Origin of the sequence: Rhodospira trueperi, from assembly GCF_900101965.1 — a bacterium.
Lineage (GTDB): Bacteria > Pseudomonadota > Alphaproteobacteria > Rhodospirillales > Rhodospirillaceae > Rhodospira > Rhodospira trueperi.
Genome location: NZ_FNAP01000011.1, coordinates 1 through 19279 on the forward strand (window position 1 = coordinate 1; position 19279 = coordinate 19279).

General features: G+C 61.3%; 12 protein-coding genes, 1 tRNA gene and 1 pseudogene. 5 read left to right on the forward strand and 9 right to left on the reverse strand.

Annotated elements, in window-relative coordinates; all coding sequences use genetic code 11:
- The first annotated feature begins 149 nt into the window (after nucleotides 1–149).
- On the forward strand, nucleotides 150–1166 hold the full coding sequence (locus BLS85_RS18780) for a hypothetical protein (RefSeq protein ID WP_143027196.1): 1017 nt from the start codon (nucleotides 150–152) through the stop codon (nucleotides 1164–1166).
- Between the two features lie 385 nt (nucleotides 1167–1551).
- On the opposite strand, the gene BLS85_RS19810 is transcribed toward BLS85_RS18780, so the two are convergent.
- Nucleotides 1552–1818 carry a hypothetical protein gene (locus BLS85_RS19810; protein WP_092787269.1) on the reverse strand — a complete coding sequence of 89 codons (267 nt, stop codon included), beginning with the start codon at nucleotides 1816–1818 and terminating at the stop codon, nucleotides 1552–1554.
- A gap of 422 nt (nucleotides 1819–2240) precedes the next feature.
- Here BLS85_RS19810 and BLS85_RS13710 point away from each other — a divergent pair, with 422 nt between their 5' ends.
- Together BLS85_RS13710 and BLS85_RS13715 are read left to right on the forward strand one after the other, a co-directional pair.
- Nucleotides 2241–3512: a site-specific integrase gene (locus BLS85_RS13710; RefSeq protein ID WP_092787271.1), complete on the forward strand. Its 1272-nt coding sequence runs from the start codon at nucleotides 2241–2243 to the stop codon at nucleotides 3510–3512.
- A gap of 974 nt (nucleotides 3513–4486) precedes the next feature.
- Nucleotides 4487–8569 (forward strand): annotated as a pseudogene (locus BLS85_RS13715) (ATP-binding cassette domain-containing protein); the annotation flags it as partial.
- Between the two features lie 126 nt (nucleotides 8570–8695).
- Here BLS85_RS13715 and BLS85_RS13720 read toward each other — a convergent pair.
- Nucleotides 8696–12478: an SIR2 family protein gene (locus BLS85_RS13720; protein ID WP_092787274.1), complete on the reverse strand. Its 3783-nt coding sequence runs from the start codon at nucleotides 12476–12478 to the stop codon at nucleotides 8696–8698.
- Between the two features lie 496 nt (nucleotides 12479–12974).
- Nucleotides 12975–13049 (reverse strand) — tRNA-Gly (locus BLS85_RS13725).
- A 413-nt stretch (nucleotides 13050–13462) separates the two neighbouring features.
- On the opposite strand from BLS85_RS13725, the gene BLS85_RS13730 reads away from it, so the two are divergent.
- Nucleotides 13463–13714 (forward strand): hypothetical protein, encoded by a 252-nt coding sequence (locus BLS85_RS13730; RefSeq protein ID WP_092787276.1) that lies wholly within the window; start codon nucleotides 13463–13465, stop codon nucleotides 13712–13714.
- On the opposite strand, the gene BLS85_RS13735 is transcribed toward BLS85_RS13730, so the two are convergent.
- From BLS85_RS13735 to BLS85_RS13755, 5 genes are all read right to left on the reverse strand, one after another.
- A complete protein-coding gene (locus tag BLS85_RS13735; RefSeq protein ID WP_092787278.1) occupies nucleotides 13687–14832 on the reverse strand; it encodes a carboxylate-amine ligase in 1146 nt (381 codons plus the stop codon). The two genes, BLS85_RS13730 and BLS85_RS13735, sit on opposite strands and share 28 nt — an antisense overlap.
- 42 nt (nucleotides 14833–14874) lie before the next feature.
- The gene (locus BLS85_RS13740) at nucleotides 14875–15753 is read right to left on the reverse strand and encodes an N-formylglutamate amidohydrolase (protein ID WP_245699238.1); all 879 of its coding nucleotides are present in this window, start codon (nucleotides 15751–15753) and stop codon (nucleotides 14875–14877) included.
- Between the two features lie 147 nt (nucleotides 15754–15900).
- Nucleotides 15901–16296 carry a hypothetical protein gene (locus BLS85_RS13745; RefSeq protein ID WP_092787282.1) on the reverse strand — a complete coding sequence of 132 codons (396 nt, stop codon included), beginning with the start codon at nucleotides 16294–16296 and terminating at the stop codon, nucleotides 15901–15903.
- A gap of 142 nt (nucleotides 16297–16438) precedes the next feature.
- A complete protein-coding gene (locus BLS85_RS13750) occupies nucleotides 16439–16660 on the reverse strand; it encodes a DUF1127 domain-containing protein (protein WP_092787284.1) in 222 nt (73 codons plus the stop codon).
- A 153-nt stretch (nucleotides 16661–16813) separates the two neighbouring features.
- Entirely contained in the window at nucleotides 16814–17473 is a 660-nt protein-coding gene (locus BLS85_RS13755) for an NUDIX domain-containing protein (protein WP_092787286.1), read from the reverse strand.
- Nucleotides 17474–17813: 340 nt separating this feature from the next.
- Between BLS85_RS13755 and BLS85_RS13760 the strand changes: the two genes are divergently transcribed.
- Complete coding sequence (locus BLS85_RS13760) at nucleotides 17814–18566, forward strand: SDR family NAD(P)-dependent oxidoreductase (RefSeq protein ID WP_092787288.1); 753 nt, start codon at nucleotides 17814–17816, stop codon at nucleotides 18564–18566.
- 50 nt (nucleotides 18567–18616) lie between these two features.
- On the opposite strand, the gene BLS85_RS13765 is transcribed toward BLS85_RS13760, so the two are convergent.
- Entirely contained in the window at nucleotides 18617–18829 is a 213-nt protein-coding gene (locus tag BLS85_RS13765; protein WP_092787290.1) for a hypothetical protein, read from the reverse strand.
- Nucleotides 18830–19279: the final 450 nt, after the last annotated feature.

The window sequence follows — 19279 nt, forward strand, 5'->3', positions numbered from 1 at the left end:
ACCTCGCCGACACCCTTGCCGCTTTCGTCAGCATCGCTTCCATCCAACTCGCGCTGCGACGCCTCGCCCGCCAGTAGGCTTTTGAGTCAGGCTCTAACAGGCGGCGGCATTATGCGTGGATGTGGCGGTGCTCCAACGACAAAATTCGATTGCTGGACATCAACGATGCCATCACGGCCGTTTCAATCGAGGACGAGGATGAATGGGCAGCGGCCTTCAACCAGCTGAAACATGAACTTTTTGGTTGGGGACAGCCTCTCGATGGAGTTGTTAAGTCGAGTAATGTACCGCAAAAAACAACCGCAGGCGCCTCTCTTTCTCGTGAAGAAAGATTTGAAAGAATAAAAGGCAAAATTAATGCAATTAATCATAATAAACCTGAAATCAGAAATAGTTTTATTAAGTTTTATAAAATAAACGTAAATGAATACTCGACAGAATCGAGATATAATCAAGATATTATAGACAAAATTTTGAAATTAGATATATACCATTGCCTCTCTATACTTACAAATGCTATAGATAGTTTTGAGGGGCTTTCAAAAAAAGAGGAAGTACGTGCCGTAAAGAGGATCGCGAGCTATCTTATACCTTTTGTTTGCGTTCAATCTTTTAACGTTATGAAAGTAAAAGATGCTGACCACGCTGCGATGGCCTGGGAGACGCTCGATGGCCGGAGCGACGTTATATTGCTCAGGGTTGGGATTGGCACCTTTGCCGAGATCATCGTGGCCGGGCTAAACCGCTCATACGCGGAGTTCGCGTCAGGGCTTGATGACCCTACCGAATTCCCGGCAGGCAAGTACGCCCTATGCGCGCAGAGCCCCGAAGACGGATTTGAATCAACGGGCGATTTGTTGCGCGAATGCCTTTGGAACAAATTCGTCTCGACGCGACCACCTAATACTTTAAGTAACGCAGAAAAGGACAGTGTCATCAATGGAAGACTCAATTATCTTTTAAGAGAAAGGGGCGTTCGCTATTACATATTTTTGGAAGAACTAAGCGACAAATGTTCGACGCAAGCGGAAATTCTAAATGAAATGCGTTATTATCACGAAATTTATCCAGCCATTGTTTATGTGGAGATCGACCCTGACCTCTACTATTTCCACCTCGAGATGCTTGAAAGAATGTGGATGTTTTTTGCCACGGATGATGCATGACCACCCTGATTCCCATCCCATGTGGCGGCGAGCGCAGGGTCCTTACCTCATCGAAGATCTCATGGTGGACGACGTTGCCTCGGACCGCTTGTCACCTCCTGGCCGTCCCGGAGATCGGTGTCGCCAACGCGGCCTTCGCGGCAGGCACCTGCAGCTAAGACCGGAATGAGAGTGACCTTGCCCCGACAAAACGGACACCGGATTATGCAGCGCGAAGCTCGGCTCGCTCTGGAGTGACGTACCCGAGCGTCAAGTGAAGGCGCCGGCGATTGTAGTAATCTTTGACTTATAAGTGCAGGTTGCGCCTAGCCTCCTCGTGGATTGCGTATCGGCGTCCGTGGACCAGTTTAGCTTTGACCCTGCTCCAAAACGATGGTCGCCTCCATTAAGCTCCCTTGGGAGCGGAGAGGTTTACAATGACGAACAAGACGTAACGATTTTTCGCGGACGCGTTCAAGCAAGAATCGGCGGCGCGACTGGAGAGCGGCGGCCGGCCGCCCTTGGCGCCGTCGGACCGTTTGAGCGCCTTCACCAGCCGGTAGCGGAATGGCTCGAAATCCACCACCGAAGACAGCTTTTCAAGCGGATCACGCGCCTTGCTCATCGGCGCGTACCGGTCCTCAAGATCAAAGAAACCAAGCTGACCCGCCATGCCGCACCGCCCCGCACGTTCCCATCAGGGAATCACGTCAGGCGCCAGTCCAACAGCGGTTTTTCGAGGTGTCCATCTGCTTACACAACGCTTACACAGCCCGTCTCGCCGGCTTATGTAAGCAAAAACGGCCCTTTTGGGCCGTTCGTAAGTAGCTGGAATATGTTCGAAAAACTGGAGCGGGCGATGAGATTCGAACTCACGACCCCAACCTTGGCAAGGTTGTGATCGGCTCTACGCCCGAGTTTTATTCAATTCTCTCTCGCACCTTATAATTTGACATTGAAGGATTTTCGGCGCACCGTGTTTGCGACCATCTCATCCCGAGCACCCTCGAGTTACCCCTCTTCTGCTTCCCCCATGCTTCCCCGAAGAAAAGGATGGGGTCGGGGAAGCAGAACGGATGTCACAGGGAGGCGGGCATGCCCAGACTCACCAAGCGTCTTGTCGATGCCCTGGAGCCGGATCCCGACCGCGACCGCTTCGTCTGGGATTCCGACGTCCGGGGATTCGGCATCCGCGTCAAACCGTCCGGGGTGGCAAGCTACCTCGTACAGTACCGAACCGGCGCGGGCGCCACGCGGCGTATGGTGGTCGGCAAGGTCGGCACGCTGACCCCGGACGAGGCCCGCAAGCTGGCGCGCGCGAAACTGGCGGAGGTCTCGAAGGGGCAGGACCCTTCCGCCAACCGCCATGCCGACCGCTCCGCCATGACCGTGGCCGAGTTATGCGACGCCTATCTGGCCGAGGCGGAGGCCGGCAAGATCCTCGGGCGCACCGGCAGGAAGATCAAGCCGAACACTCTGGCGTTGGACCGGGGCCGGATCGAGTGCCATGTGAAGCCGCTGCTGGGCCGGCGCCAGGTCCGAAACCTCACCCTGGCTGACCTTGAGGGCATGCAGGCCGACATTGCCGCCGGACGCACGGCAACCGCGAAACGGACCGGACGGGGTGCGTCGGCGGCGGGCGGCCCCGGCACGGCTGCCCGCACGCTGGGCATGGTCAAGACCATTCTCCAGTATGCCGTGCGCCGCCGGATCATCGAGGCGAACCCCGCCGACGGTGCCCGGAAACTCGCGGACCGGCCGCGCAAGCGATTCCTGTCGGTCGAGGACATCGGCACCCTTGGAACCGCGCTCCATGACGCCGAGACTCAGGAGGAGAACCCCGTCGGACTGGCCGCGATCCGGTTCATCCTCATGACGGGTCTTCGCCGCATGGAAGCGCTCTCCCTGCGCCAGGACGACGTGGATCACCGGGCAGGGTGTGTGCATCTGCGGGACAGCAAGTCCGGCGAGCAGGTGCGCCCCGTCGGCCGCGCCGCCTTGGCCGTGCTGGACACAGTCCCTCGCAGGGAGGACTCGCCCTGGGTCTTCCCGGGAAGCGGTGATGGCCATTTCATCGGCCTGCCCAAGGTGTTGGATCGGGTGGCCACGCGCGCAGGGTTGACCGACGTGTCCGCCCATGTCCTGCGACACTCCTTTGCCTCCGTGGCCGAGGAGGTCGGCATGTCCCAGATGACCATCGCCGGCCTGCTGGGGCATAGCGTGCCGGGCGTGACGGCACGGTACACCCATCTCCCGGATTCCGCGTTGGTGGCCGCCGCGAATACCGTGGCGGCCCGCATTGCTGGGCTGCTGGATCCGACGCCCGAAGGCGACGTCGTGCCGCTGCTGCCGCAGGCCACCGGGTGATTTCGCCCCGCCTTGGCCAACGCTGGTTGGCCGCTTCCCGACCCCGCCAAGCATGCCAGCGTGCTCGGCGCCGTCAAGGACAAGGCCCGCGCTGACGCGTGGGCTGGCCTGCGGCCATCCTTGACCGCCCCTGCGCGCGCCGGCTTTTTGGACAACAGGTCGGGACGAAGGGATGGTCCCGTGCGGTCGAACAGAGGGATGAACAAAGATGGGATCATGGGGCATGTGGGTCCGATGTCGGCCGGCGCTTGGTCGCTGGCAACCCCGTTCATCATCGCAGATTTAACAGTTCGAACTGGATTACTGGTTTGAATTCAGAGATATCCTATTGCAGGAAAGCGTAAATGAGCGTAACGGGAAATAGGGTTCGGACGAAGGCAAGATAAAAGAGGGCCTCCTAATGTCGTCTACTCCATTGTCTTCACATCCTTTTTTGTGGAGGTTGATTGCGAACGACGGAAGCTTTCTGGCGTATAGCGTTGAATCAGCTACACTTTCCTTGAGGCCCGCGAAGGCGCTCTCCCCGCCCCCTTTGTCCTGGCATCTTCTGTCAGCCTATAACCCCCGCCTGGCAGGCTTCCATGGTGATTGGCGTCAGAACCGGACCTGGACCGGCAGGATTTTTTTTTTGAACGGGTACGCGACGGCCGGCAGGCCCTGCCGCCTTCGTGTTGGCGGCCACGGTGCAACACGCTATCCTCGATCCGCCGCCATCCCTAGCCAACTCCCAGGGTGCCACCATGGAGAAACTCGGGCAAAGAGCCGGTTACATATTCGCAACCCTGGGCGGTGCCATCGCGCTTATCAAGACCGCTACGGCCGATCTGACTGAGTTAGCCACACAGATGCAATCGTGGGAAACCCAGGTCTGGGTAGCGGTCCTGGCCGTGCTGATCATCGGCGGAATCGCCCTGATCCTGGTGTCGCGCCGCCACTCGATTCTGCGCCAACCTGAGGCCCTGCGGCTAAATCGGACCAACCGCGCGCATCTGGCTGGACGCGAGGACGACATTGGACGCTTGATCCCGCTCTGTCGGGCCCATCCCCTTGTGTTCCTAGTGGGCACTTCCGGCGCCGGCAAGTCGGCGCTTCTGCAAGCCGGCTTAGCGCAAGACCTCAAGGCCGACTCAGGGCTGCTGCCGATCTATGTGGAAACGCTGGATGGCCCCGATTGGGAGGGGGCACCCCAGCGGGCGGTGGCCGTGGCGGTGCAGGCTGCGCCGGCCTTGAGCGCCGCAGAGCGCGAAAGGATAGGGTGGGACGGCCCACTCGATCCTGCCAACTGTCCCGCCGCGCTGGCAGAAATCCGGTCCGCGCTGGGACGAACCCCACTGCTGATCCTGGACCAGTTCGACGACTATCAGAACGTCAATCGCCAGCAGTTTCTCCCAGACGGGTCTTGGCTGCAAACAGATGAACTCTGCGGTCAGAACACATTCTGGCGCGTGGTGCGGGATCAGTTGCAGGCCAATCCTCCATCGATGCACGTCCTGATCGTAACCCGCAAGGACGCCGCCGATGGCCTGGGCTGCGCGCATTTCATCCAACCCAAGACCTACTCGCTGGATCGGCTCTCTGCCCACGAAATTGGTCCCCTGTTGGCTCGTCTGACCGAAACGAACGACGGTAAACCTGTGATCGAGAATCCGGAGAGTGGGTGGACGGACCTGTGCCACCGCCTGGAGGCGGATTTGACTCAGGAGGGCAGGGTGTTGCCCCAGCAGCTCAAGATCGTGCTGGCTGCCCTGGCGACGCTGCCGAACCGGCGGCTGTCTCTGAGAACCTATGACCGAGCCGAAGGGGCCCGGGGTCTGGAGGCCCAGTTCATCGAGACCGCCGTGCGCGATACTGCCGACTTGTTCGACCAGTCACGGGCCGGAGTGCGCGAGGCGCTGGTCAAACTTGTGGACCGTGCCGGGTATGAGCCCAAGACCGTTGCCGAGAGCGAGGGCACGCTGTTGGAGATCATCAACCCATCCAACCCGAAGGCCGCCCGGGGAGTGTTGGAGTCTCTGGAACAGCGGGAGGTGTTGCGGCAACGCGCCAAAGACGGCCCGCACTGCACCCAGTGGCAGTTGGACCACGATTACCTGGCCTGCGCGGTGCTGGAGGCCGATCGCCGTGCCAACCGCTGGACCCACCGCCTGGAGGCGGGCGCCCGTGCCCTGGCGGCCGCGAAAGGCCCGATGTCAATGACCTGGCGGGCGCGGTGGAAGGCGCTGCTGCCCGTGGGCACGCAAATCGCGTTCCTCATGGACCGGCTGCTGAACCGCTTCCGCTATGGCGAATTCCGGGGCTACGCGCGGCTCAGCACACTCCGGGTCGCGCCCTATGTGCTGACGCTGGCGGTCATGGGGACCATCGGCGCCCTGCAATGGCGGCAACTGGAACACGACCGCATCGAGACAGCTTTCCAGGCGAGTATCAAGGCATTCACTTTCGACAACGACCTCACCGACCTGGAATTCCAGGCCCTGCGCGCCATCGCCGCCGAGGACCTGGGGTTCCACAAGCACTTCGCGATGCAGATCCTGACGGACCGTGACCACGCGCGCGCGTTCGTTACAGCGCCGGAGCAGTTCGCGCGGGCGCTGCTGGGCACCTCGCCCATCATGCACACCTGGACCCGCGACACCATCCGCGATCTGGCACAAGACGCGGGCGACGACTGGGACGCGCTGCTCCCGACCGCCTTCCTGATGGCGTACTACGCTGGCGCACCTGAAATATTACCGGTGGAGGCTTGGGTCCAAATCATCGACACGATCAAATCCAACGGCTTTTTCAAACCACATTTAAGTGTTAGTCGTTTTTTAAACGGTGATAAATACGTCCCACTCGAACCTTACGAAGCTCTACTAGACGGCTTTCATATCTGTCTGACGCGGCAAGCTCCAGAGATGCGGGGCACTATTGTCCACAACGCCGTTTCCCGTCTGTTGACGTTAACACAAGAACTTCCGCCGTCTAATAACGGTCCAAATACTAGTGATCCAAACCTATTGGTTCTCAGTCAAACCCTGACTCATGATACGGCTGGACGCGAAGCGCCGCGTCTTCTTGCGGCTCTTAGACAAACCAGTCAGTTGGAAAAATGGAAAGTCCTAGCAGCCGCTTTCAAAATTGTTGCAAAATACTTGGATGACCAATTCCTGGCGGAAGAGACCGGAAAAGTGATGGTCACCTTAGAGGAAGAAAACAACGATTATGATCAAAAAGCTCTATACCGACTTTTGGCTGTTATTTCAGAAGACCTTGGGTCTGACGCTGTAAAAAAATTATGCCCTCACATTCTTCAGCTTATGTCCCAGGTTACAGATGCCGATAACATGAAGGAGTTATGCACGGCTTTGAAGAACATGATTTCCCACTTAGAAGAAGGAACATTTTTCGAAATCGTAGGAATTTCAGGTGTTGAATTTATAGAATATGTTATAGATTTATGCAAGAAATTTAAGCGGCATCCCGACGTATTTGAATCTCTATTTTCAATAGCCGCCGGGATCAACGCTTCTCTTTCACTGAGTGAGGCTGAGGCTGAGCGGGTTCTTAAAAAATATACTGAGTTGCTTCTATTCGACAACGTGATATCAAACTCTACTATCTCCGAGGAAATTGTTTATTTGTCATTTAGGTCCCCAGCAAATTCTAGCAGCTCTACGGTACTCGCCGGTGAGGTTCGTCGGGTCTTGAACGCGATTCCTGTCATCACAGATGCCAGCGCTTTGCGAAACGCTCCCAATGTTATCAAAGCCCTTGCAGAAAGCTTGCCTGCAGCAACCAAATCGGATCTTGCAGAGCATGGCTTTGCGGTCATGGACACAATTGAATCAGCGGATGCCTTGACCGCCCTAGCCGCATCGATACGTGGACTGGTAAATATTAGCCTGTGGACACAAACTGAAGGTGCGGTTGAAGCGGTTCGCGCGACCTTGGAGCAGGGTTACCTATGCGAGAGTCGTGCCCCATACAATGCCAAAACCGATTGCGAGGTTAGTACCACTTGGACAAAGCGCTTGGCGACCGAGCTAATATTTGCCAGTCTCACCGGTAGCAGAGACACATTGGACGACCTGTTCAAAGAGGTTGCCACAAACATGAGCCGGATCGGTAGCGGTGCCACTGCACTCTTAGCCTACCAGATCATTGACCAAGGAATAGATGACTACCGGGATCACTCACAGTACCCCATTCTTTTTGGCCGCTTTGATCGCGCGGTACTCGGGGCGGAGCATCGTCAAGCGCTCAAGATGTTGCTTCCGTACCTCAACACTGAAAACTTGAAGACTCTTTTGGAAACGATAGAAAGAGCTTTTCTCAACACTGACCATGATCATGAGCGACAGGTCCTAGCCGACGCTCTGCTCGTCTTGCGAGATCGTGTCTCGCCAACTTTCGCAGGGGATTTTGCCAAGGCAATTCTCGCGGTGGCTGTACAGCCCGCAGGTCAAGAGTCGAAATCCAGCTTGTACGAAGGCATTGCCGTCCTGGCGCCAGTTTTGCCAAGCGAAGGAGCGCTGTTTCTTGCAAAAGATATCGTCGCCCAGTTAATCGATAGGGAAAAGGTCGATGAACTGGATACTTTGGGTCGAATACTTGAGGTTCTCGCCGATCACCTGCCGCCGGTAGCCCGGCATGAGGCAATTCTATTTCTACTTGACCAATTGCGAACGTCATCGGACCCTGATATTGTGGCCGCCAAGGCGCGGGGATTGGCTGCATTGACCCAATATCCGCCCCGCCCGGAGTACCAAGACCGCCTGAACGCGATGGCTTTCGCCGCTTTGCGCAATCCCTTGATCACTGGTGCACCCGTTGCCGTGGTGGTCTCTGTGCTTGAGGGATCCCCGCCTCAAAACGTGCGCAAGTCCGACATAGTTCAGTCCGCCGGCCCCCAATCACGGGCCGATCTTATGTCGTTTCTCCAACCGGAATCGCTATTTTCGCGGGTTATAAGCGACGGTCTTAGCCCATTGATCGTCTGGGCCGAGGTCCAGCAGGCGGCCGGACGTCTGAATGGCATTGATCTGGACGCGCCGCTGTCGTTGGAGCCCTGAGGCTGGACAGTGCTGCGGGCGCGCACCCGAACCAGCGACGGAACGCCAACCCCATAACCTCACGCCTCGGCGCCAACCACGGCATTGCAACCTGCTGAGTTCACTCGACGCTATTCCGATCAGGCTTTAGGCGCCTCCCGCACGTTCTTTCAGTCGAACGAAGACGGGGGAGTTGGCGAGATCCGGTTGGGCCTTTTTGATCTGACGGAGGAGTGTCGAGATTCGGCCGGTATGCCAACTTGCGATACCGCCTTCGGTTGCCGCGTCAAGTAGGCGCAGCATGTGTTCCGGATAAAGCACTGCATTGTCTTTGTGGCGGATCTCTTCGTCCTCTTCTCCTTTCAAAGGTAATAATAGAAGGAAGTGATCAAGGAATTCGTTCCTCTGGCCGGGTTTGGACGTGATCAGGTTCTTGCCCAGGAGGAAATCGACGGCCTCTGGAAAGGCATTCCTCGCATTGAGGAGGACATCGGCAAACCCGGTGGACACCTGAATATTGTTTTTGTGGTGATCGGCCGGCCAGTGATCCCGGATCAGTGGGCCAACCGATGTGCTCCACAATATGGGAGCCTGGTCGCCCGCGTCCTTCATGCGCGCACCCAATGCCCGCGCCATAGCAGCCCGTTCGCTGGGTCCGGCGTGGGAGAAGAATGCCGTCAGGAGGGACGGTTTATGCCGGGTGGACGCCAGGACCGTATTAGGTTTCGTCAAATAGACATCCCCCAAAAATCGCCCAAGGGCATCGCCCACCGTCTCTTCCCGCTCGCGCATGTGTGGAAGTATGGCGAAAAGCGCGTCGGCCAGATCGGACAAGAGATGCTCGTTCCAGTATGGCTGCCAGAGATATCCTTCCCAAAGACTGAGCCGCTCTTCCGGAGACGCAGTTTCCATTGGACGGATAAGGCTCTCCTTGGTCCAGGCCCTGTCCAGGCGGTGCAGCCATACTAGGTGCGATGCATACATGATTCGAGCGAAACGGTGGCTGTGCGTCTCGCCATGCGCGGACCGGTCGAAAAAGGGCTTGAGGAGTGGCGGGAGGCCGCCATCCGCCGTCACCGGTTCCAACAGCAGACGTTTCAACAATGCCCCGGCGAGGCGGCCGCCCGGCGCATTGATTGCCGTATCAACCCCGTCCGGCCGTTCCAGGAGGTCGGATTTACCATTCTGCGTTGACGCCGCCCAGGCTAGGTCCCAAAGGGGCAGGAAAGCATGGAGCTCCGTTTCGGTGGAGACCTGCTTCCCCCAAGAATCCAGGCAATCCGCTACAGCCGCGACCGCTTCATCGGCCAGCCAGCGCGGGTGTTGTTCGGCAAGCTCCCTATAAACGACGATGATGCGCGAAATCGTTTGATCGTCCTTTAGTTCCCGAGGGGCCGCCAGTCCGATTCCCCAGAGACTACCGCTCGCCCCCCGTTCAATCAGCAGCGGCAGGACATCGAACCAAAGACCTTCGTTCTTGGCGAACAGGTCGCTTAGTGCGTGACCCTGATCCCAATCGTCTTGATAGGCGAGGAGTCGTTCGGCTGCTTCAGTCGGCGGAAGATGGGCAATGTCTTCGGCGGTCGCGGGCACGACCCAGCCTGTTTCAACCTTGCCGACCAGCACGTCCGGTTGGGTTTCGAATTCCCGAGCTAGGGCCACAAGGGGTGCTGGCAACTCAGCGCCCCCCTGTTTCAGTTTGCCTAACCGCTCCCCACGAAGGCGCCGAACAAGATCGTGACCGGGCTGGGTGCTGAACAGGCCCTCCGGTGGACCTCCCTCGATACTACGTACCAGAGCGTTCAGGTCATCGGAACCGAAGGAGGCAGCACGCGCCCGCAGAAACCGCGCCAGTTCTGGCCAAGTCTGAAAATGCCAGAATGCAGTGCCATCGCCCCCCAAGACAAACTGGACGGCATCCGTCATCGGAACCGCATCCGTCTCGGTCAGGGCATGCAGCGCCAATCGCTGGAACAGGGCATGCCCTTGCCGTCCCAGCACCATCCAACGTCGGACGAGCACGAGACCAGCTTCCATATCACTCCGCACAATGGCGGGTAGCGCCACGACAAGAAGCCTGAGCAGAAGCAAGGGACCATGCCATCGCCGGATCACCTCGTCGTCATCGCTCGCAAGGCACGGCACCCAAACCACACTGTGTTCGGTCAGACCAAAAACCTCCGCTTCTTCCGCCAAACGGCATACGTCGAACAGGCTGGATGTCAGCGGGTCGGCAAGCCGAACAACGGCTTCGGTCACGTGGTCTTCTGTACGGTGATCGTAAACATCGCGGACAAGGTCTTCGTCGGTCAGCACCACGTCGAAATCCGCTAAGTCTGAGACGCGTCCGGGTGGTTCCTTGGAGCCACCAAGTCGGAATGGCTTCCGCACCGTCAGGTAGGGTTGTGCCGCCCGAAGAAGAAAAGTACCGCCATCCGGCGGCCAATATCTTGTGAGCCGTGGCGGAAATAGACGTCCGGGGAAACATGGCCGTAACAACGCACCGGAGATCACAATCCGCCAGAAAGCTTGATAGGGTTGCGCGAGCGTTTCGAGTTCAAAGTTGAGCCGCTGAGCCAAAAAGGGGTGCAACTGCCCACCACGGGAAATCACCCAGTCCGAGACATTTCTGCTCGCCCGATGCTGCGCCAACCATCGCCCCAACTCAAACGTGATCGGGCTCAGCGGAAGACTGGTTAGGCATGCGGCCCCTTCTCCGGCCAATGGCGCCAAATGGGGCTTCTCAATGCCATCGGCCCCCAACGTGGGTGAGGGCCAATCGAAAAGGCGGGCTGGAGCTTGCCCTTCACGCAACGGGATCTCGACCTCCGACAGCGGCGCCAGCCAAGTCGGGTCCGGGGAGGGATTGCCATCGGCGAAATGCTTCGCAACGGAGCCATCCGGCTTTGATAGTGCCCAGGCAATATTGTTTAGGATGCTTTTCACCTCCACGTCGGGAAGTGGTGGGGGAAAAGGTCTTCTGGTCGGCTCAAGTGCGACAGATATCCTTGAATTCAGTCCCTGCCTATATTCTTTTGCCCAGGCGGTCAGAACCCGTGTCTGCCGCCCGTATTTTTGTCCACGATTGAACGGAAGCGGCACAATTCCTTTGGCGTCCCAGCTCTTGACAACTTTTTCCCGTTCACCTGCTGCGTTCCCATAAGGCGCAAGAACGAATGCCCGCCGGAACTGTCCGCCCGCGTGCATATCTGCCGCGAGAGCATCAACGAGGTAGCTGACGATCGGATCGTTGAGGCTGTAGCCGACGAAAAGAACCGTGAACTCCCGGAACAACTCAACGACGAACCGCGCCGCCCATCCATCCCGCAGATAAGCAGCACCGAAGTCGGCAGATGTCAGGATCAGGCCCTCACCGTTCGGATCTTCGTCTTTCTGGACTTTCCCGTGAAGGTAGGTCACGTGCCTCCAATACGGAGGTCGGGCTGGCCCCAGTGCCGGGGCGACCTGAACCGGTGTTGGAATGCGCCCAGTCAGGTCGAATCGGTCATCGAAATTCGTTGTGACCAACCGATACCCAGATCCATCCCGCAACGCGGCAAGGGTAAGAAGAGCGTTGTGGAGCTCAAGCGCAGAACTTCCCGGTCCGGGCGGCTGGGAAAGAATCTCGATCACCCTATGTCGCACCACATCTCGACTACACTCGCGTTCAAGTAAGTGAAGCGATTGATCGTACCGCCCTCCGTGGAAAGCCGTGTTGTGTGGTGTTCTCTCTTTGTCAGATTTTCTTCTCGCTCGCGGGTCAAGCGAGGGGCTCAAAGACGCATACGTCTCTTCGACGAGTTTTTTGTATCCTGGCAGGCCTGTATAAAAGGAAATTCCTGCGCCACAAAAAAATACAAGCCTGCCCTCTTCATGGGCTTGGTTCACTTCATTCGGAATCTCAGGTTCATCACCGATGAATGTACGCATCTTGCGTCCAGATTTTTTTCATCGTTCCCAAACACCATTGCCACAAAATGACCTTCGACGCCTGCGATTGTGGCGGATTATCGCAGCTAGAGCGGACGCCGTGGTGATCTCGGCCGCGTCACTCTAGAAGCAGAGCTGCCAGAGCACCTTGAACACAACAAGGTGGAAGCCAGGGTCGCACCCTGCTGGCCGCACGGTTACGAACGAGACGCGAGGCCGTGGCACCCAGCCGGTCGCCAGGGACAGCCGCCGGTACCTGAGGAAACGTGGTGTGGCACGCGAATGGTATTGCCGGCATCATACCTCACGCAGAGCGTGATGCCAGGATCGCTCTGCCAGGACGGGGTCTGAAATTCAGGCATCCGACGGCACGGATCGGCTCAGAGGTACGCCAAAACATCCCCCCACATGCTTCCCCCATGCTTCCCCGGGTTTCGCGCACGAAAAAGGGCGCCTCGTGGGCGCCCTTCAAAGCTTTGATTTCGCTTTAGAAAACTGGAGCGGGCGATGAGATTCGAACTCACGACCCCAACCTTGGCAAGGTTGTGCTCTACCCCTGAGCTACGCCCGCATCCTTGGTCGAACCGCCCCCCTTTTCCGCTGCGGCGGCAGGGGGCGTCCCCGTTGAGGTGCGCGACTATACTCGGCTGGCCGCCCATTGCAACAGGGAATTTTGGGGGTGTCCGTAGCAGATGATATGTCCCGTCTTTGTCGCACACGATCGATCCGGTTTTTGGAAGGGTTTTTGGAAAGGGTCCAGGGCGGTGGGATCGGATGGTACCAGAGGCCAGGGTGGCGCGGGGTGTGGAGGCGCTGGAGCGCCGTCTATGAGGGCGGTTGAGTTGCCTTGAGGCGGCGGACTGGCTTGGGATGTCGGCGCGGCACTTTCGGCGGCTTCGGGACAAGCACGAAGCGGACGGTGCGGAAGGTCTGATTGATCGGCGCCGAGCTCGCCGGTCTGGTCGGGCGGTCCCTGTGGATCGGATGAAGTGGAGGTTTGCGCAATTCGGCGCTCGGGATTTCGATTTCAACGCCAAGCACTGCCACGAGCGGCTCAAGGCGGATCACGGCTGGACCTACAGCTACACGTTCACGAAAGGACAGGTGCAGAAGCCGGGCCGTTTGAAAGCGGGCCGACGGCGCGCGCCGCGCGCGCCGTTCATGGCGCCGTCATCGCGGGTGGCGGTCCGGTTCGGTCCGGATCCGCCCTATACCCCGGCCACGCTCTCGACCTGAAGCATGGCCACCACCTCGCGCAGGGCCTCGCGCTCGTCGGCTCCCGCGTCGAGGGCATCGCGGTAGGCCTTGAGTTGCGCGTGCGCGCTCGTGCCGCGCGCGATGATGCGGCGCAGGTGCTCCACCTCGTCGCGACAGCCGAGCACCTTCTGGTCCTCGCGCGTCAATTCGATCAGTTCCTCGACCAGGTCGCTCATCGGCACCACGCGGCCGATGCCGAAGTCCACCAGGCCCTCGTCCAGGCCGTAGCGCTGGGCGCGCCAGCGGTTCTCTTCGACCAGCATGCGGGCATAGATGCGCCAGCGCTGATTGGACCGCCGCAGCCGCCACAGCATGCGCAGCACGCACACATACACCGCGGCCAGACTGATGGTGTCCTCGACCCGGGTACAGATGTCGGTGATGCGCATCTCCAGCGTCGGGAACGTGGCCGACGGACGCAGGTCCCACCAGATCTTGCTGGCGTCCTCGATCAGGCCGGCCTGGATCACGGTATCGATGTGGCGTTTGTAGTCGGCGTAAGAGTCGAACCGCCCGGGCAGCCCGGTGCGGGGCAGTTCGTTGAACACGCTGATGCGGTAGCTTTTCAGGCCGGTGTCGAGTCCGCGCCAGAACGGCGACGAGGTGGACAGCGCCAGCAGGTGCGGCAGGAAATAGGCGCACTGGCTCATCAGGTCGATGCGCAGGTCCGGGTCTTCGATGCCGACGTGGACGTGCATGCCGCCGATCAGCAGGCGCCGGGCGACCGCCTGATAGTCCTTGGCCAGCGCCGTGTAACGATCCTTGAGGGTGTGCTTCTGCTCGCTCCACTGCGCGAACGGGTGGGTGGAGGCGGCAATGGGGACCATGCCGTACTCGCCCACCACGTCGGTCACGCGGCGGCGCAGCGCGCGCAGGCACTGGCCGACCTCGGCCACCGTCTCGCACTTGCGGGTGCCGACCTCGATCTGGCTGCGCAGGAACTCGGGGCTGGCCGCGCCCTCCGGCATCTCCCCGAAGCGCGCCATCAACGGATCCGGCACGTCGGTGACAAGGTCGCCGGTCTCGGGGTCAACCAGCAGGTATTCTTCCTCGACCCCGATGGTGAAGGCCGGCTCGGTATTGTTGACGCTGGGCATGGCGGTCCCCTTCCCCGCGTTGCGCGCGTCTCCGCGCCACGGTTATTCCTGGCCGTCCGTGGGGCCGTTCGGTTGCACCACGTACAGTGCCGGGTCGGAGAGGAGGCCGTCCAGTATTTCCGCGAGTCGGTCGGCCCACTCCGCGGCCCCGGCCTCGGTGGCGATCAGGTCCTGGCGGATCTCGACCGCCGCGCGGGCCAGCCCGGCGCTGCCGGCGTGGGCGGCCACGGAGTAGCCCACCACCCAGCCGGAATAGGGCTCGTTGTCGCCGACGCACAAGTCCGGATCGCCCGCCAGCCCGCGCATCAGGGGCACGGCGACGCGGCCGTCGCTGTCCCACAGCACGCCGATGTGCCACGGGCGCGGCTGGCTGCCCTCGCGCATGGTCGGCGTGAAGGAGTGGACGGAGAACAGCACCGGGGGCCGGCCGGCGGTGCGCCACAGGTGGTGCAGCCGGTGCGTGACCTCGGCGTGATAGGGCGTGAACAGGGCGTCGATGCGCGCGGCCTCGTCGACCTCGTCCAGGTCTTGGTTTCCGGGAACCGGCGTCTCGTCGCTGACCGGCGGAATCGAGTCCGGCGCGCCGGGGGAACGGTTCAGGTCGATCACCAGCCGGGAATAGGTGCCCAAGACGGCGCAGGCCCCCAGGTGTTCGGCCACACGGCGGGTGACCGCGCCGGCACCGATGTCCCAGGCGATGTGCCGGTGCAGGTCGGCGTTGTCCAGACCAAGCGTGCCCAGGGACTCCGGAATGCGCCGGCCGGCGTGATCGCAGATCAACAGAACGGGCCGCGTGGACTCGGGGTTGAGGACCTCGAACGGTGGCGGCTCGCCGGGCACCAACAGGCGCGCGCGCGCGGGATCGTTGGCGGGGGCCGTGGCCGACGGAGGTGCGGAGAACGCCGAGGCGGGGTGTGTCACGGAATGCGTCATGGGGGGATTATAACGCGGCGCGCGCGCGGGGACAGCAGCAGTTCTTACGATGTGCTCATCAAGCGGCCTGCGGTCTTGGATCGGCCGCCGGAACAGGCCCCTCTCTCGCCGGCCGGCCGGCCCGGACGCGCGGCATCAGGGTCCCCACAGGCCCTCCATGAACAGAAACGCCAGAACCGAAACGGCGTAGACCGCCGCCACGAACCACGCCAGAAACAACACGTTCCCCAGGGTCAACAGCGGATGGCGCTGGCGGTCCCGTTCCCGTCGATCAGGGTTCCGCAGGTCGGTGCCGCCCATGATGACCAAGTAATAGTGACGCCCGAACAGCGGAATGGAAAACCGGACGTCGATGGTGTGCTGGCGCACTTCGTCCGGCACGAGATCCGCTTCGTCCTCGAACTCCGCAGACGGATCGGGCGGCAAAACCGGATCGGGTGACGCGGCGGTGTCGGGCGTGGTGTCGGCAGCGGTATCGGGAGTCGTGTCGGGCGCGCGGTCAGGCGTGGGAGGCTCCTGCGGCGTGGTCATGGCGGACGGCGCTCCTGAAAGACCGAAGGACGGAATCCGGAGCCAGTCTAAACCGTGCCGAAACGCTCTGTCATGCCTTTCGCGGCAAGGGGTTGGCCACCGATCCGGCGACCGGCGGCCAAGCAGCCTTGAGGATTGGCGATCATGCCATCCAGAACGGTTTCCGGGCCTCGTCCCAAGCGGTCACGCGGTCGAGGCCGATGTCGTGCAGCATGCGGTCGTCCATGGCCAGCAACTGCCGGCGGGAGACGGCGCGGCGGCGCCAGACGGTCAGCAGGTCGACGACACCACCCAAGCGGGATTCAAGGCTGATCGGGCACGACGGCGCGCCGATGGTGGACGGGGACAGGACGGTGTGGGTCATCGCGCGATCTCCTTGCGGCCGGCCGGCGGGCGCGGGAGGCGCCGGCCCATGACACCAAGGTGGATCGAACCCGTCGCGGGCACAAACGAGATATTCTTGGCCCGTCCATGAGCGGAATTGTCGTGTACACGCCCCAATTTCGGGACGGCGGCGTCAGCCCGCGGGCCCGTCAAGCCAGCGGGCGCGCAACGCCTCGCGGTTGAGCGCGAGCCACTGCGCGGCAATCAGGATGGTCGCATTATCCAGCCGCCCCGCCCGCATCAGATGAAAAAGCTCGGTTACGGGCAGGACCGTCGGGCGGATGTCCTCGCCCTCGTGGGCCAGACCGTGTAGGCCGGCCACGGCGCCCGCGTCCACGCGGGCAACGAACAACGCCACCGTCTCCGACGTGCACCCGGGAGACGACAGCCACGTCTGCACGGGCTCCAGGGCGGTCACCCGGCAGCCGCTTTCCTCCAGGGTCTCGCGCTCGGCGACGGCGGCCGCCTCCTCGCCGTCGTCGATGATGCCGGCGACGATCTCCAGCAGCCACGGCCCCATGCCCGCGCCCAGGGCGCCGACGCGGAACTGTTCGATCAGCACCACGGCATCGTGGACGGGATCATAGGGCAGCACGGCGACCGCGTGACCGCGTTCCAGAAGCTCGCGCGTGATGGGCGCGCCCTGACCACCGGCGAACAGGGCGTGGCGCAGCCGGTAGCGGTCGATGTGGAAGTAGCCCCGGAACGCCGCCTCGCGCTGTTCGACGGTCACGGCGTCGGGCCGGGCGTTCAGAGTGTCGCGGTCGTGCAGGGGCGGGCTCTCGGTGCTCATCGAACGGGTGCTCCCTTGGCTGGGACGGGTCGTCTGGTATAGGACCGGACTTGGCGGTCGGGCCAGAGGTGATCGTCGGACAGCCAGGGCAATCGGGTGAAAGGGTGTGTGGTCGCAAAGACGTGGCAATGAAGATGTGGGGATCGTGTGCCTTGTGGCGGAGCGCCCGACCGCTTTTTTTTGGGTAAGGCGGATTCGCCCCGCGCAGCGGGGCAATCCGCCGTGTGGCGGTGATGCGGCGGGGTGCGCCTGCGGCGCGAACCCGCCCTACGACGTTTCGCATTCCGTCAACAGAGCATTCACCCGATTGCCCTGATCGGACAGCGGGAAAGGAGGCAACATGACCGACCTCGACGGACTGCGGGTGCTGGTCACCGGCGGTGCCACCGGTATCGGCGGCGGTATTTCGCGCGCGCTGGCGGCCGGCGGCGGACGGGTGGCGGCACAGTATCACGCCGGAGACGGGGCGGCGGCGGCGCTGGAGCGGGAGGCCGGGGGCGCGATCATCACCCGCGCGGCCGATCTGCTGTCCCCGGCCGGACCGGCGGACGTCGTGGCGTGGGCGGCCGACGCCCTGGGTGGTCTGGACGCCGTGGTCAACAATACCGGGGGCATGGTGGACCGGGTGCCGTTCGCGGCCCTGGACGATGCCTTCATCGACCGGGTGTTCGACCTGAACGTGCGTCAGGCGGTAAAGGTCTCCCAGGCCGCCCTGCCCCACCTGGAGGCCAGCGACCGCGCCTCGATCCTGTTTGTCTCATCGATCAGCGCGCGCACCGGCGGCAGCCCCGGATCGTCCATGTACAGCGCGGCCAAGGCGTTCCTGTCCACCCTGACGCGCTCGTTGGCCAAGGAACTCGGCCCCAGCGGCATTCGGGTCAACGCGATCTCGCCGGGCACCATCGACACGGCGTTCCATCAGCGTCATTCCACGCCGGAGAAGCTGGAGACCGCGCGGGGCGGCATTCCGCTGGCGCGTCTGGGCACGCCGGAGGATTGCGCCGGCCCGGCGCTGGCCCTTCTGTCGCCGACGCTGGGGGGATACGTGACGGGACAGGGGCTGGAGATCAACGGCGGTCAGTTGCTGGCCTGACGGGAGGCGCGGACCGACGTCACCGACGTCACCGGTTGGGTTGGTGGGAGCTACTCGTTGACCACCCGCAGGGTGCGGCGTTCGTCCTCGTTCAGGACCAGGACGTCGAGCATGCGGTGATAGTCTTCCCAGGTGTCGCAGAACTCTCCGACCGCCTGGACCAGACATTCCTCCGGCGTCCGACCGGTACGCGCGGCCAGGGCCTCAAGCCGGGACAGCAAGCCGGCCGGAAGGAACTCCGAGAGCGTCTTGGAATGGGTCACGGCGCCATCTCTCCTCTTGGCTAGGGGCCTTCCGAACCCTCGCGGTCCCCTCACCGGCCGGATTCAACGAACGGAAGACATCACTCCCCTGAGGGACGCGACCGTCCGCGCATACGGCGCGACGGCCTGTCCCCGGTGAACCGCCCCCAAGCGGTCCTATGTTTGGCCGCTCCCTTCCTAAGACTCGCGTATGACTCGCTTTCGCGCCGAACGCAACGGCGGAAAAGCCGGTGTTTTCAATAGGGTTTGTCGCGTCCCGGATTTGGAGGGGGGGCTGTGGATAAATGCGCAAGATATTGAACTTGATCCGCCTCCGGTCCAGGTTCGCCCGGTTGGCGGCTGACGCCATCGCGGTGGCCGGGGACATAAAGGAAGCGCCGAGTCGTGCCGAGTCGTGACCAATTGGTGTGCGCGGCGACACCTTCCCATCCGGCGCCCGCTGACGTATGG

Coding starts and splice junctions, on each gene's coding strand:
- BLS85_RS19810 (WP_092787269.1), bottom strand. CDS start 1,818: ATGGCGGGTCAGCTTGGTTTCTTTGATCTTGAGGACCGGTACGCGCCG.
- BLS85_RS13710 (WP_092787271.1), top strand. CDS start 2,241: ATGCCCAGACTCACCAAGCGTCTTGTCGATGCCCTGGAGCCGGATCCC.
- BLS85_RS13720 (WP_092787274.1), bottom strand. CDS start 12,478: ATGCGTACATTCATCGGTGATGAACCTGAGATTCCGAATGAAGTGAAC.
- BLS85_RS13730 (WP_092787276.1), top strand. CDS start 13,463: ATGAAGTGGAGGTTTGCGCAATTCGGCGCTCGGGATTTCGATTTCAAC.
- BLS85_RS13735 (WP_092787278.1), bottom strand. CDS start 14,832: ATGCCCAGCGTCAACAATACCGAGCCGGCCTTCACCATCGGGGTCGAG.
- BLS85_RS13745 (WP_092787282.1), bottom strand. CDS start 16,296: ATGACCACGCCGCAGGAGCCTCCCACGCCTGACCGCGCGCCCGACACG.
- BLS85_RS13750 (WP_092787284.1), bottom strand. CDS start 16,660: ATGACCCACACCGTCCTGTCCCCGTCCACCATCGGCGCGCCGTCGTGC.
- BLS85_RS13755 (WP_092787286.1), bottom strand. CDS start 17,473: ATGAGCACCGAGAGCCCGCCCCTGCACGACCGCGACACTCTGAACGCC.
- BLS85_RS13760 (WP_092787288.1), top strand. CDS start 17,814: ATGACCGACCTCGACGGACTGCGGGTGCTGGTCACCGGCGGTGCCACC.